This window comes from Rhodanobacter hydrolyticus (genome assembly GCF_044904645.1).
Genome location: NZ_JADIKK010000008.1, coordinates 756183 through 769752 on the forward strand (window position 1 = coordinate 756183; position 13570 = coordinate 769752).

Sequence of the window (13570 nt, forward strand, 5' to 3'; positions counted from 1 at the left end):
TCAGTTCTCGTGGATTGTGTGATGCGACGGCCAGACCACGGCCTGCGCGACAATGACCGACTTGCCGTCGAAGGTTGCGGCAGGGGATCCGTACAGCGTATAGCCCAGCGCCAATGCTTCGCTCACCCTCCGGCAGAACGCGGAGTCGTCCGGGCCGGTAAGCAATCGGTATGCAGGAAGCCCCTCGGGTGGCGATGATTTCACGGGTACGACTCCGGATCAGGGGTTCTGCCATTCGCCTTGCGTCTGGGCAAGTTCGGCAGGCATACCGATGGCGCGCGCTTCCAGCGATTTGTCGATGCGCTTGACCAGGCCGGCCAGCACCTTGCCCGGGCCGCACTCTGCGATGCGCGTGGCGCCGCCGGCGGCCAGCGCCTGCACGCATTCGGTCCAGCGCACCGGCAGGTAGAGCTGGCGCTGCAACGCACCGCGGATGTCTTCGATGCTGTCGTAACGCTTCGCCTCGGCGTTCTGCACCACCGGAATCGCCGGCAACTGCCACGACAGCGCAGCCATGCGCTCGCCCAGCCTGTCGGCGGCATCGCGCATCAGCATGCAGTGCGAAGGCACCGACACGGCGAGTTTCACCGCCTTCTTCACGCCCAGCTCGGCGAGCCTGGCCAGCGCGCGATCCACCGCCTCGGCGTTGCCCGCGATCACCAGCTGGCCCGGCGAGTTGTAGTTGGCCGGCGCCACCACCTGGCCTTGCGCAACCTCGTCGCACACCTGTGCGATCTGCGCGTCGTCGCCACCGAGGATGGCCGCCATCGCGCCGGTGCCCGCCGGCACCGCCGCCTGCATCAGGCGACCGCGTTCAGCCACCAGCGCTGCCGCGTCGTGCAGCGACAGGACATTCGCGCAGACCAGCGCGCTGTACTCGCCGAGGCTGTGGCCGGACAACTGCGCAGGCTGCGCGCCACCGAGCTTCTGCCACACGCGCCACACCGCCACGCTTGCGGCGAGCAGCGCGGGCTGCGTGTTTTCGGTGCGGTTGAGCTGGTCCTCCGGCCCCTGCTGGCTGAGCTCCCACAGATCCACGCCCGCGCCCTGCGAAGCCTCGTCGAAGCTCGCCTTCACCTCGCCATGCGCGGCGGCCAGTTCGGCCAGCATGCCGACCGATTGCGAACCCTGGCCGGGGAAGACGAAGGCGAGATGGGAATGGGTGGCAGTCATGCAGGTTTCTCCAACGGAAAAGCTCAAGGCCTCCGCTCCGGGTCCGCACCCACATTGCTGGAGATGGGGAACTCGGGCTGGAGGCTTCGGACGAATCGCGAGTCGATCAGTAGCGCAGCAGCGCCGAAGCCCAGGTGAAGCCGCCGCCGAACGCTTCCAGCAGCAGGTTCTGGCCGCGCTGCACCTTGCCCGAGCGCACCGCGTAATCCAGTGCCAGCGGCACCGAGCCGGACGAGGTGTTGGCGTGCTGGTCGACGGTGACGATCACGCGATCCATCGGCATTTCCAGCCGTTTCGCGGTGGCTTCGATGATGCGCAGGTTGGCCTGGTGCGGAATCAGCCAGTCGATGTCAGCCTCGTGCATCCCGGCCGCCTCCAGCGTCTCGCCGACCAGCGAATCCAGCGTCTTCACCGCGACCTTGAACACTTCGCGGCCGGCCATCTTGATGCGCACGCCATGGTTGGGTTCGTCCTTGAAGCCGACGGACACGCCGACCGGGTTCCACAGCAATTCCTTGTAGCCGCCATCGGCATGCATGCAGGTGGCGTAAACGCCGGGCTCGCTGGAGGCTTCGAGCACTACCGCGCCAGCGCCATCGCCAAACAGCACGCAGGTCTCGCGCTCGTTCCAGTCGATCATGCGGGTCAGCGTCTCGGCGCCGATCACCAGCACCTTCTTCGACTGGCCGCTCTTGATGAACTTGTCCGCGATGCCCAGCGCGTACATGAAACCCGAGCAGGCGGCGTTGACGTCGAATGCCGCGCATCCATTGGCGCCGAGACGCTGCTGCACGAGGCAGGCGGTAGACGGAAAGATGATGTCGGGCGTAGTGGTACCGACCACGATCAGGTCGATCTCGGCAGCCTTCACCCCGGCAGTTTCCAGCGCGCGTTGCGCAGCAAGGAAAGCGAGGTCGCCCGTGGTCTCGCCATCGGCGGCGATGTGGCGCTGACGGATGCCGGTACGGCTGCGGATCCATTCGTCGCTGGTGTCGACGATCTTCTCCAGATCGGCGTTGCTGACGGCGCGCTCGGGCAGTGCGCTGCCGGTAGCGATGATGCGGGAGTAGATCGAGGCCATTCCGTTTTCCGTGGGACGCAAACCGTGCATTGAACGCCCTGTGCGGTGCATGCGCAACCGTTCGGACATCGGGAATCCGGGCGACGTGAACCGCCCGGCATGCTCAAACGCGAAACGGCGCGTCGCCGCGCCGTTCCGTTCGATGCCTGCAGGCGGACTCCGCGAAGAGAGTCCGCAAGCGCGATCAGTCTTCGACCGACACGGCGCCCTTGGTCTCGATGACCTTCTTGCCGCGGTAGAAACCGTCGGCAGTGACGTGGTGGCGCAGGTGCACCTCGCCGCTGGTCGGGTCGGTGGACAGCTGCACGGTCTTCAGCTTGTCGTGTGCGCGACGCATGCCGCGGGTGGACGGGGTACGGCGGCTCTTGGCAACGGCCATGGTAGTTCTCCAACTGAACCTGTTTCGATGTTCACATGATCGGGGCTGCATGCCCCGACCGGTTTACTTCTTCAGCTCGCGCAACACCGCGAACGGATTGTTTTCTTGTAACTGCACCTCGTCCTGCTCCAGCTCGCCAGGATCCACCAGCGCATCGGGCAGGCTGCTGTCCGGATTCACCGGCACCAGCGGCAAGGCCAGCAACAACTCGTCCTCAACCACGTCAGCCGGATGCAGACGACCGTCTTCGGCCACCAGCAACGGCTCGCAACCCGGCGGCAAACCCGCCTCGTCGCGCTCCTGCCGGATCAGGCCGAGCCGGCTGTCCACCGTCACCGGCAACAGGAACGGCTCAAGCGTACGCTGGCAGGTCATCGTCAGCGGCGCCTGCGCATGGACATCCACATAGTCCGTACCCAGCTCGTCACGGCCGAAATCCAGCCGGTAACGCACCTCGCCTTCGCTGTTGGCCAGTGCACCGCACAGGCGCTCCAGAGCAGCAACAGGCATCGATCCTTCGAACGAACGCCGCGCCGAAACCATGCGCCAAGCGTCCACAGACTCTGGCAATGTCACGGACATAATCGGCAAATGGTAAGTTCGCGGACGGCCGAAGTCAACCGACAATCAAGCGCTTGCGTCATCCGTTTTGCGTATTTTGCCTGATCCACCCCGCTTGCGGCAGACTGCACGCCCACCTCAATCATCTGTCCACGTGAACCTTTCCCTGTCGCTCGGCGTGCTCGCGCTGCTGATACTGGTCGTCGCGTCGATCTGGGCGCTCACCTCGCGTCGCTGGCAGAACCGGCGTGCCACCGACCTTCAGCAATTGCTCGACCTTGCCGACCGGCTGGAAACCGACCTGAAAAGCTGCCGCGCCGGTCTGCAGCAGGCACACGCGGTCATGGCGACCAATCCCGACCTGCCCGCCGCCAGCGAACAGGATGCTCGCCACGCGGTCGATGCCGGCTTGCAGGCGCTGCTGCGCCAGCGCATCTGGATCCGCGACCGCGCCGCACGTGCCAGTCAACAGGAGCTGGCCGAAACCGCCGCCGCCATGCGCGCCAGCCGCGACCGCCTGCAGCCGCTGCTGCAGGCCCTGGACGCCGCCCAGCGCGACCTCGACAGCGCCATGCGCGAACACATCCATCGCGACGCCGAATGAGCGACACGCCGCCCCGCATCGTGCTTGCCTCCACCTCGCACTACCGCGCCGATTTGTTGCGCCGTTTGCTACCCGATTTCGAACAGCGCGCACCCGGCACCGACGAAACGGCGCTGCCCGACGAAGCGCCAGGCACCCGCGCGGCGCGGCTCGCCATCGCCAAGGCCATGGCCGCCGCGGACGATTTCGCCAATGCACTGGTGATCGGCTCCGACCAGGTCGCGGAGCTGGATGGCAAAACCCTGGGCAAGCCCGGCACCGCCGCTCATGCCTGCGCCCAGCTCACCGCCAGCTCCGGCCGCGTGGTGCATTTCCATACCGCGCTGTGCCTGCTCGACACGCGCGATGGCTGTCGTCAACTCCACATCGATCGCACCCGCGTGCATTTCCGCGCACTGGAAGCCCAGGAAATCGAACGCTACGTGGCGCGCGAGCAGCCCCTGGACTGCGCCGGCAGCTTCAAGTGCGAGGGACTGGGCATCAGCCTGTTCGAGCGTATCGACAGCGAAGATCCCACTGCGCTGATCGGCCTGCCCTTGATCGCACTGGCTGGGATGCTGCGTTCGGCCGGCGCGGCCATCCCATAGCGGTGACAGTTCACGCAAGCTGCCGCTACTCTGCACATGGACTTCAGGGGACAACATGAGCACGGAAACGACCTGGTATTACGCGGATCGCCACGGCCAGCAGCAGGGGCCGGTATCGCGGGAAGACTTCCTTCGTGTGATCGAACGCGAACGGCTGTCCCCCGACACACTGGTCTGGCGCGACGGACTGGCGCAATGGCAGCCGCTGTCTTCGCTGGCCGATGAACTGGGCCTGCCCACCGCGCCACCGCAACCGCCACCGACCATTCCGCCAGCGCCGCGTTTCAGCGCACCGGCTCCGTTCGCGGCGACGTCCGTGGACGTGGTCTACGCCGGCTTCGTCCGCCGTTGGGCAGCCTACCTGATAGACGGGTTGATTCTCGGCGCGATCACCTTCGTGCTGATTTTCGCGTTCGCGCTGGTGCTCGGCCTGTCGTTAGCCCTGGGGCAAGGCCACGAGCCCGATCCCGCCCATGCCGCCTTGATCCTGCTGATCTACCCAATCGTCTTCGGCGTGTCATTGCTGTACTACTCGCTGCAGGAAAGCTCCGTGCACCAAGCCACGCTGGGCAAGCGCGCGCTGGGCATCAAGGTCACCGACCTGGAAGGTCGGAGGATCAGCTGGAAGCACGCCGTCGGCCGCTGGTTCGCTGCGGCGCTGTCCCATCTCACGATGGACATCGGCTTCCTGATGGCCGCTTTCACCGAACGCAAGCAAGCCCTGCACGACATGGTGGCGAGCACGCTGGTGACGGACCGTTGGGCCTTCACCGACCACCCGGAGAGGCAGAACCGGCAGACGTCCGGCTGCCTCATCGTGCTGCTGATCGGCGTGCTCCTGATCGTGCCGGTGATCGCGATACTCGCGGCTATCGCGATTCCCTCTTACCAAAACTACCTGCAGCGCGCGCAGGTCGTCACCGCCATCGCGCAGGCCGAGCCGCTGGAAGCGCAAGTGGTTCAGGCATGGCAGACCAACGGGAAATGCCCGAGCAACGGCGAAGCGGGCATCCGCGACGCCGACAGCTATGCCAGCAAGCAACTGCAGTCGATCACGGTCGGCAGCATGAAGGCAGACGGCAGCTGTGCGCTGGAACTCACCCTGCACGCGCCGGGCCAGTCCATGCTCGACGGCAAACGCGTCTGGCTGACGATGGACAAAGGTAGCGGCATCGCCCCAACCTGGCGTTGCAGTTCCGAACTGCCGGCCCGTACCTTGCCGATGAACTGCCGCGAGCCCCAACAGCAATGAACCTGCCCTTGCCTGCCACGCCACCCGCCGACGAACTACGCCAGCGCCTCGCCGCTGCCGAGGCGCAGCTCAACCGCGTCGTGCTGGGCAAGGCACGACAGGTAAAGCAGGCACTGGCCTGCCTGATCGCCGGTGGTCACCTGCTGCTGGAAGACGTGCCCGGTGTGGGCAAGACCACGCTGGCGCACGCCTTGGCGGCGAGCTTCGCGCTGGAGTTCCAGCGCGTGCAGTTCACCAGCGACCTGCTCCCCTCCGACATCCTCGGCGTCAGCGTGTACGAACGCGAGACCGGCCAGTTCCGCTTCCATCCCGGGCCGATCTTCGGCGGCCTGCTGCTGGCCGACGAGATCAACCGCGCCACGCCCAAGACGCAGAGCGCGCTGCTGGAGGCGATGGCCGAAGGCCAGGTCACCGTGGACGGCCAGACGCACGCCCTGCCGCACCCGTTCTTCGTGGTGGCCACGCAAAATCCGCTGGATCTGGCCGGCACCTTTCCGCTGCCCGATTCGCAACTCGACCGCTTCATGCTGCGGCTGTCGCTGGGTTACCCCGATTCCGCGGCCGAACGCGAACTGCTCACCGGTGTCGACCGTCACGACCTGTTGAGCACGTTGACGCCTGCACTGGACGGCACCGCCCTGCTTGCACTGCGCAGGCAGGCACAGGCCATCACCACCAGTCCCGCCCTGCTCGACTATCTGCAAGCCTTGCTCGCCGCGAGCCGCCGCCATGCCGACATCCGCACCGGCCTGTCGCCGCGCGCCGGCCTGTCCCTGCTCGCTGCCGCACGTGCGTGGGCACTGCTGCATCGCCGAGCCTACGTGTTGCCGGAGGACCTGCAGGCGTTGTTCGTGCCGTTGGCCGCGCATCGGTTGGTGGCTGCACGCGGCGCCAGCGGCGAGGCGCTCGCGCGCCAGCTCCTCGCCGAGGTAGCGGTGGATTGATGGCACCCGTCCGCGGCTCCCTGGCGTCCCGCGCCGGCTCGGCTTGCCCGCATCCCGGCGGCGTCATTCGGTCATGGAGGGATGTCCACTCCCCGCTCTCCGGAGCCGGGCTTCTCCCTGAACTCTCGCCGCGTGCCCCCGTTCCTGCGTGGCCCGCGTGCGTACCGCTCCCACCGATGGGCACCCGGAGACCATGAACGGGCTCCTGCGCAAGCTCGCGCAACACGCCGAACGCCGCCTGCCCGCGCTCACCCGCCTGCGCCAACCCGAGCCGTTGCCGATCGAACTGGACCGGCGGCGCATCTACATCGTGCCCAGCGCGTTCGGCATTGCCTTCAGCGTGCTGTTGATGGTGATGCTGGTAGGGGCGCTGAACTATGCGAACAATGCCGCGTTACTGCTGACCTGCATGCTCGGCGCGGCCTGTGCGTCCAGCATGCTGCTGGCTTTCCGCGCACTGGATGGCCTGCGCTTGCGCGACATCCGCGCCGGTCACGCCACCGCGGGCGAGCCGCTGGAACTGACCCTGTCCTTTTTCGCATCGCGCCCGCGCGAAGCCGTGCGACTGGACTGCGCGGACGAAACGCACGCCTTCCCCGTGGACGGCGTCACCGAATTGAAGGTGTACCTGCCCACCGTTTGGCGCGGCTGGCAGGAACTGCCGCGGTTGCGCATCTGGAGCACCTGGCCGCTGGGACTGTTCCGCGCATGGAGCTGGTTGCATCCGCAGCAATCTGTCCTGGTGTGGCCGCGGCCGGAAGTGGGCGGCCCGCCGCCCTTCCTGCCCGCCGACGCGCAAGAACGGCTCCGCCCGCAACCGGGTGAGGAATTGGCCGCGCTTCGCGACTACCGTCGCGGCGACGCGCCACGCCACATCGCCTGGAAGGCCAGCGCCCGCCATCACGACCTGCTGGTGAAAGACTTCGACCGCCCTGAGCCGCGTGAAACCTGGCTGTTGGACTGGGATGCCCTGCGCTCGTTCGACAGCGAGACACGCATCGCCCGCCTGGCCCGCTGGCTGGGTGAGGCAGAGGCTCAGGGCCGCCGCTATAGCCTGAAATTGCCGAGCGGGTCCATCACCGCCGGCTGCGGGCCAACGCATTACGCGCGCTGCATGAGTGCGCTGGCGTTGTTGCCATGAACGCAGCCACTGCCGCGCCGCTGGGCGAACGCAGCTTCGACCTCGCCGCACTCTCCGTCGTCGCGGTGATCGCACTGCATGCGCCTCATCTGCCCTGGTGGTTGACCGCCCCCTTGCTGCTGGTCCTTGGCCTGCGCTGGTGGCAACGTCGCAGCCAGCACGCGCGCACTTCCACATGGCTGAAGCTGCCGCTGCTGGCATTGCTGGTGCTGGCGGTCGTAGGCCGCTACGGCAATGTGTTCGGTCAAGGGCCGGGCACCATGCTGGCCATCGGCCTGCTGGTGATGAAGCTGCTGGAAACCGAAACCGTGCGCGATGCCCGCGTGGGTATGAGCTTCGCCTGTTTCACCTTGATGGCCGCGCTGCTCTCCGACCACAGCCTCGTCGCCACCATCGCTGTGGCGCTGGGCCTGCTGCCGCCACTGGCCGCGTTGCGCTCACTGGAGCCGGGACGGCGTGTACCCGCCCCACTGTGGCGTGAACTGCTGCCCGGCATGGGCCTGCTGGCGGTTGCGCTCCCGCTGGCAATGCTGGCTTTCCTGCTCGTACCGCGCCTCAGTTCGCCGCTATGGGGGGCGCCGAACAGCGCTGAACAGCGCAGCGGCCTTGCCGACAACATGACGCCATCCGGCTTCACCCAACTGCTGGTCGACAACAGTCCCGCGCTGCGCGTGAGCTTCGAAGGCCCACCGCCACCGCCGGACCAACGCTACTTCCGCGCCTACGTGATGGACCAATACGACGGCGTCAGTTGGGCATATCGCGACGCGGCCGACGAACCGCCGGCGGCCCTTGAGGCCGCACACGGCATCCGTTACCGCATCAACCTGGAGCCGACCCGGCAACGCGTGCTGCCAACGTTGGATGTGCCGCTGTCCGCCCCGCCCGACGCCAGCCTGCGCCGCGATCGTGTGGTGGTTGCCGACAAGCCGGTGGACAAGCTGCTCGACTACACATTGACCTCCGCCACTGCCTACCGGCTGGAACCACAACCGGGCGGCGACCAGGCACGCTGGCTGGAACTGCCCGATGGCTTCAACCCGCGCACGCTGGCGCTGGGCCAGTCATGGCGCAAGCAATATGGCAGCGACGATGCCGCCATCGTGCAGGCCGCCCTGGCGTTGTTCCACGACGGCGGCTTCCGCTACACGCTGGCGCCCGCGCCGCTGGGCCGCGATGCGATGGACGATTTCCTGTTCGACACGCACGAGGGCTTCTGCGAGCACTACTCATCCGCCTTCACCGTGCTGATGCGCGCCGCCGGCATCCCCGCCCGTGTGGTCACCGGCTACCAGGGTGGCTACTGGAACGCGATGGGCAGCTACCTGCTGGTGCGCAATTCCGATGCGCATGCGTGGAGCGAGGTGTGGCTGACAGGCCGCGGCTGGGTGCGCGTGGATCCCACCGCCGCCGTGCGTCCGCAACGCATCGATTTCGGTGCCGCCGCCGCGGCTCCTGGCGGCCAGCTGCCCTGGTACCAAAGCGGCTGGCTGCAATCGATGCGCAATCGCTGGGACATCGTCAACCGTTGGTGGAACCTGGGCGTTAATGGCTTCGACGCGCTGCGCCAGCGCAGCCTGCTCAAGCCATTCGGCGTCGGCGAGACGGAGACGTCCACACTCGTCGGATTGCTCGCCGCATCCTCCGTGCTGGCCATGCTGATCGGACTGGCATGGGTATGGCGGCGGCGCGAACCGGAAGACGCCGTACGCGCGGCTTTGCGCGGCTTGGAACACAAGCTGGCGCGGATGGGCGTGGTGCGAGCGAGAGGCGAAGGGCCGCGCGATTTCCTGCAACGCGCCGCCCGCGTGCTGCCGACGCAACGCGAGAGGCTGATCAAACTGATGCACCACTATCTCGAACTGCGCTATGCCCATAACGAAGCGGCCGCTGAATCCCTCCGGGCACTGCAACGCGCCGTGCGGGATTTTCCTGTCAGCCGCGTGGTCAAATAAGCGTTAACCGGGTAGCACCACTATCACGTGATGGAGAAACCGCCATGTCTTCCCTGTATCGCCCTCTCGCACTAGTCGCAGGCATCGCCCTGCTCGGCGGCTGCGCGACCATGCCGCAACCGCTGCAAGGCAACTACGCCAACGTCACCAGCACCTCCGTGCAGCAGGGCAGCGCCGGCGGCACCCGTGTGCGCTGGGGCGGCGAGATCATCAAGACCGAACCGGGAGCGCAGGAAACCTGTTTCTACATTCTGGCTCGCCCGCTGGACGAACAGGCCCGCCCCGAGCTGGGCAACGCAAGCGAAGGCCAGGGCCGCTTTGTCGCCTGCCACAGCGGCTTCTATGATCCCGAAGTATTCACCCGCGGCCGCGAAATGACCGTGACCGGCACCATCAACGGCACGGTGTCGAAGAAGGTGGGTGAATACAGCTATCCCTATCCGCGCGTGGAAGCGGACGTGGTGTACCTGTGGCCGAAACGCCAGGCCTACGTGGGCGCGCCCTACCCGCCTGGTTTCTACGATCCGTACTGGGGCCCGTGGGGTCCGTGGGGTTACGGCCCGTACTGGGGCTGGGGTGGTCCGCGCGTGATCGTGGTGCGTCCGGCGCCGCCGCCCAGGTAATCTGCACGCACACGAAAAAGCCGGCCCATGTGGCCGGCTTTTTCGTGTGCGTCGATGCCAGCAACAGTCAACCCGGCGGCCATTTCAAATGACGCCCCGCCAGCAAATGGACGTGCAGGTGGTACACCGTCTGACCGCCGTATTCGCGACAGTTGCTCACCGCACGATAACCCTGCTCGGCGAAACCCTCGCGTCGCGCGTATTCGGCAATGGCCAGCAACAGGCGGCCCAGCAATGCAGCGTCCTCCGGCTTCGCGTCGTCCAGCGTGGGAATGGCCTTCTTCGGGATGAAAAGCACATGGACCGGCGCCTGCGGGTTCAAGTCACGGAACGCCAGCACTTCGTCGTCTTCGTAGACGATGTCCGCCGGAATTTCACGTCGGATGATCTTGTCGAAAATGGTGTCGGCCATGTCGTCGCCCTGATTTGAAGAGTGCGGCCAGGGATGGCCGCCCATTTGATTTTCGCGATCATGGATGATCGCAATACTTGAAGCCTGCGGCCACGGACGACCCGCCTGTTTGATCCCCGCGATCAGGGATGATCGCAAGGCTCAGAGCTGTTGGCGACCACCGAACGCATGCGCCAACGTGCCACGATCCACGTATTCCAGTTCGCCGCCCAGCGGCACACCGTGCGCCAGCCGCGTTGGCCGCACGCCTCCGGCGTGCGCCAGTTGCGCCAGATAATGCGCGGTGGCCTCGCCTTCCACAGTGGGATTGGTGGCGATGATGAGTTCCTCCACCTGGCCTTCGCCGAGGCGTTGCGCGAGTTGCGCCAAGCCCAGTTCCTCCGGCCCCAGGCCGTCCAGCGGCGAAAGCCGGCCATGCAGCACGAAGTAGTGCCCGCGATAACCGGTGGCCTGCTCGATGGCCGCGAGATCGACCGGCGACTCCACCACGCACAGCAAATGACGGTCGCGACTGCTGCTAGCGCAGAGCGCGCACAGCGGCTCCTCGCTGAAGTTGCGGCAACGCGCGCAGTGCCCGATGCGCTGCATCGCCTCGCGCAACGCATCGGCCAGCTTCAGTCCGCGCTCGCGGTCGCGCTCCAGCAGATGAAAGGCCATCCGCTGCGCACTCTTGCCGCCTACGCCGGGCAGGCAGCGCAGCGCCTCGATCAGGTCGGTGAGCAGCTTGCTCATGAGCCTTCGCTACGAAGCGGTTGTTGTTGAAAAGTCCGGCCAGGGATGGCCGGGGTTTTGCCGAGGGATCGGCATATCAAAATGGCATCTTGAAGCCCGGCGGCAGGTTCATGCCGGCGGTGACATTGCCCATCTTGTCGCGGCCGGCCTGGGCCACTTTGTTCACTGCGTCGTTGATCGCGGCGGCGACCAGGTCCTCGGCCATTTCCGGGTCGTCGGCAAAGGTCTGGCGGTCGATCACCACCTTGCGCACCTCGTGCGCGCCGCTCATCGTCACCCTCACCAAGCCGCCGCCGGCGCTGCCGGTGACTTCCAGCTTGGCGATCTCTTCCTGCGCGCGCTTCATGTCTTCCTGCATGCGCTGGGCCTGCTGCATCAGCTGGCCGATCTGACCTCTCATCGCACTACTCCGTCATCAACTGCCAAAGGGTTTCACCGACTGCGGCACCACGCGGGCGCCGAAGTCGCGTTTCATGGATTGCACGAAGGGATCCTCGGCGATGGATTGCTCCGCCGCCGCCTGTGCCGCGTCGCGCGATTGCGCGGCGCGCGCAGCAGGGGTGGCGGAGGCCGCCGACTTGTCGATGTCGACGAAGCGCAGTTTGATGCGTTCCCCCAGCGCATGGCTGATGCGCTCCTCCATCTGGCTGAGCATCGGTTCCACCGCCATGCCCATGTGCGCCGGCTGCAAGGCCAGCACCAGGGTATTGCCTTCGCGTTCGCGCAACACGGCGTTTTGCGCCAGCACGCCGAACGGGCCACGCAGGCCAGCTTGCTCGATCAGGCTTTCCCAATGCGGCAAGCCACCGGCATCGCGCGACGGTGCGGCCGGGGCCAGGGCCGACTCGCGCTCGGCGGGTGCCGGCGCGGCGACGGGTGGCGCAGCACGATAGGCCGAAGCCGGGGGCGCCGCCGGCGCTGCACCATGCGCGGGCGCAGCCGCAGCTCGAGGAACGGGTGCCGCGCGTTCCATGGCCGGGCGTGCCGCTTCGCCACCTGGGCGGAACGCCAGCATGCGCAGCAACGCCATCTCGAAACCGGTACGCGCGTCGGGCGCCAATGCGAGATCGCGACGGCCGCCGATGGCAATCTGGTAATAGAGCTGCACGTCTTCCGGCGCAATGCGCACCGCCAGCGCATGCAAGGCCTCGCCGTCGGAATCGTCGTCGAGCCGATAGCCGGGAACCAGCTGGATCAACTGCAGGCGGTGCAACACGCCGGCAAGATCGTCCAGCACACCACCGAAATCGGGCGAATACGAGGCGATCTGCGCACATTCGGCAAGCAAACGTGCACCGTCGCCGTCGGCCAGCGCATCGAGTACGCCCAGCACCTGGCCACGTGCCACGCTGCCCAGCATGGTGCGCACGTCGTCGGCATGCAGCGTTCCTCCGCCATAGGCGATGGCCTGGTCTAGCAGCGAGAGGCCGTCGCGCAGCGAGCCGTCGGCGCCTCGCGCCAGTTCCTCGATCGCGGCATCTTCGTAGGCGATGTTCTCGGCGCCGAGGATGTGCCGCATCTGGCCCGCGATCTGTTCGGGCAGCAGGCGCTTCAGGTTGAACTTCAGGCAGCGCGACAGCACCGTCACCGGCAGTTTTTGCGGGTCGGTGGTGGCGAGCAGGAATTTCACGTGCGGCGGCGGCTCCTCCAGCGTCTTCAATAGCGCATTGAAGGCCGGCTTGGAGAGCATGTGCACCTCGTCCACCAGGTACACCTTGAAGCGGCCGCGCGAAGGCGCGTACTGCGCGTTCTCGATCACTTCGCGCACGTCGTCCACGCCGGTGTTGCTGGCCGCATCGATTTCGAGCAGGTCCACGAAGCGGCCCTGGTCCACCGCCACGCATACCGCGCATTCGCCGCAGGGATCGGCCGACTCGCCACGCTCGCAATTCAGCGACTTGGCGAAGATGCGCGCGATGGTGGTCTTGCCCACGCCTCGCGTGCCGGTGAACAGATAGGCGTGGTGCATGCGCCCGGTGTCCAGCGCATTGGTGAGCGCGCGCACCACATGCTCCTGTCCCACCAGTTCAGCGAACTTGCGCGGGCGCCATTTGCGGGCAAGAACTTGATAGGACATGCGCAGCCACCTTGGAACGAACGTCGATTGTGCCAAGGTGGGGGCGGCA

16 protein-coding genes are annotated in these 13570 nt (G+C 66.6%); 7 read left to right on the forward strand and 9 right to left on the reverse strand.

From position 1 onward, the window contains the following. The 5 genes from ISP25_RS05800 to ISP25_RS05820 form a co-directional block, all read right to left on the reverse strand. Positions 1–204 carry a DUF1737 domain-containing protein gene (locus tag ISP25_RS05800; protein ID WP_404612370.1) on the reverse strand — a complete coding sequence of 68 codons (204 nt, stop codon included), beginning with the start codon at positions 202–204 and terminating at the stop codon, positions 1–3. A gap of 15 nt (positions 205–219) precedes the next feature. After that, positions 220–1173 (reverse strand): ACP S-malonyltransferase, encoded by a 954-nt coding sequence (gene fabD / locus ISP25_RS05805; RefSeq protein ID WP_404612372.1) that lies wholly within the window; start codon positions 1171–1173, stop codon positions 220–222. 106 nt (positions 1174–1279) lie between these two features. Further along, positions 1280–2254: a beta-ketoacyl-ACP synthase III gene (locus ISP25_RS05810; protein ID WP_192155069.1), complete on the reverse strand. Its 975-nt coding sequence runs from the start codon at positions 2252–2254 to the stop codon at positions 1280–1282. 184 nt (positions 2255–2438) lie between these two features. Beyond that, positions 2439–2633 (reverse strand): 50S ribosomal protein L32, encoded by a 195-nt coding sequence (gene rpmF, locus ISP25_RS05815; RefSeq protein ID WP_192106966.1) that lies wholly within the window; start codon positions 2631–2633, stop codon positions 2439–2441. 63 nt (positions 2634–2696) lie between these two features. Further along, the gene (locus ISP25_RS05820) at positions 2697–3215 is read right to left on the reverse strand and encodes a YceD family protein (protein WP_404612374.1); all 519 of its coding nucleotides are present in this window, start codon (positions 3213–3215) and stop codon (positions 2697–2699) included. 133 nt (positions 3216–3348) lie between these two features. Here ISP25_RS05820 and ISP25_RS05825 point away from each other — a divergent pair, with 133 nt between their 5' ends. The 7 genes from ISP25_RS05825 to ISP25_RS05855 all read left to right on the forward strand — a co-directional run bounded on the left by ISP25_RS05825 (position 3349) and on the right by ISP25_RS05855 (position 10300). Continuing rightward, on the forward strand, positions 3349–3798 hold the full coding sequence (locus ISP25_RS05825) for a hypothetical protein (RefSeq protein ID WP_192155067.1): 450 nt from the start codon (positions 3349–3351) through the stop codon (positions 3796–3798). Beyond that, entirely contained in the window at positions 3795–4385 is a 591-nt protein-coding gene (locus ISP25_RS05830) for a Maf family protein (protein WP_404612376.1), read from the forward strand. The genes ISP25_RS05825 and ISP25_RS05830 overlap by 4 nt, the downstream gene beginning before the upstream one ends. 55 nt (positions 4386–4440) lie before the next feature. Next, entirely contained in the window at positions 4441–5637 is a 1197-nt protein-coding gene (locus tag ISP25_RS05835) for an RDD family protein (RefSeq protein WP_404612378.1), read from the forward strand. Further along, complete coding sequence (locus tag ISP25_RS05840; protein WP_192155061.1) at positions 5634–6581, forward strand: AAA family ATPase; 948 nt, start codon at positions 5634–5636, stop codon at positions 6579–6581. The genes ISP25_RS05835 and ISP25_RS05840 overlap by 4 nt, the downstream gene beginning before the upstream one ends. A gap of 193 nt (positions 6582–6774) precedes the next feature. Further along, positions 6775–7722 carry a DUF58 domain-containing protein gene (locus ISP25_RS05845; RefSeq protein ID WP_404612380.1) on the forward strand — a complete coding sequence of 316 codons (948 nt, stop codon included), beginning with the start codon at positions 6775–6777 and terminating at the stop codon, positions 7720–7722. Next, positions 7719–9677 (forward strand): transglutaminase TgpA family protein, encoded by a 1959-nt coding sequence (locus ISP25_RS05850; protein ID WP_404612382.1) that lies wholly within the window; start codon positions 7719–7721, stop codon positions 9675–9677. Before ISP25_RS05845 ends, ISP25_RS05850 begins: the two co-directional genes overlap by 4 nt. Before the next feature lie 44 nt (positions 9678–9721). Continuing rightward, positions 9722–10300, forward strand: a complete 579-nt coding sequence (locus ISP25_RS05855) for a Slp family lipoprotein (protein WP_192155054.1) — start codon at positions 9722–9724, stop codon at positions 10298–10300. Between the two features lie 67 nt (positions 10301–10367). Here the strand turns inward: ISP25_RS05855 and ISP25_RS05860 are convergent, their stop codons facing one another. The 4 genes from ISP25_RS05860 to dnaX form a co-directional block, all read right to left on the reverse strand. Further along, the gene (locus ISP25_RS05860) at positions 10368–10712 is read right to left on the reverse strand and encodes a histidine triad nucleotide-binding protein (protein ID WP_192155052.1); all 345 of its coding nucleotides are present in this window, start codon (positions 10710–10712) and stop codon (positions 10368–10370) included. A 141-nt stretch (positions 10713–10853) separates the two neighbouring features. Further along, a complete protein-coding gene (gene recR / locus ISP25_RS05865) occupies positions 10854–11444 on the reverse strand; it encodes a recombination mediator RecR (RefSeq protein WP_404612384.1) in 591 nt (196 codons plus the stop codon). A gap of 76 nt (positions 11445–11520) precedes the next feature. Continuing rightward, a complete protein-coding gene (locus tag ISP25_RS05870; protein WP_404612386.1) occupies positions 11521–11844 on the reverse strand; it encodes a YbaB/EbfC family nucleoid-associated protein in 324 nt (107 codons plus the stop codon). 15 nt (positions 11845–11859) lie between these two features. Further along, positions 11860–13521, reverse strand: a complete 1662-nt coding sequence (dnaX, locus tag ISP25_RS05875) for a DNA polymerase III subunit gamma/tau (protein ID WP_404612388.1) — start codon at positions 13519–13521, stop codon at positions 11860–11862. Positions 13522–13570: the final 49 nt, after the last annotated feature.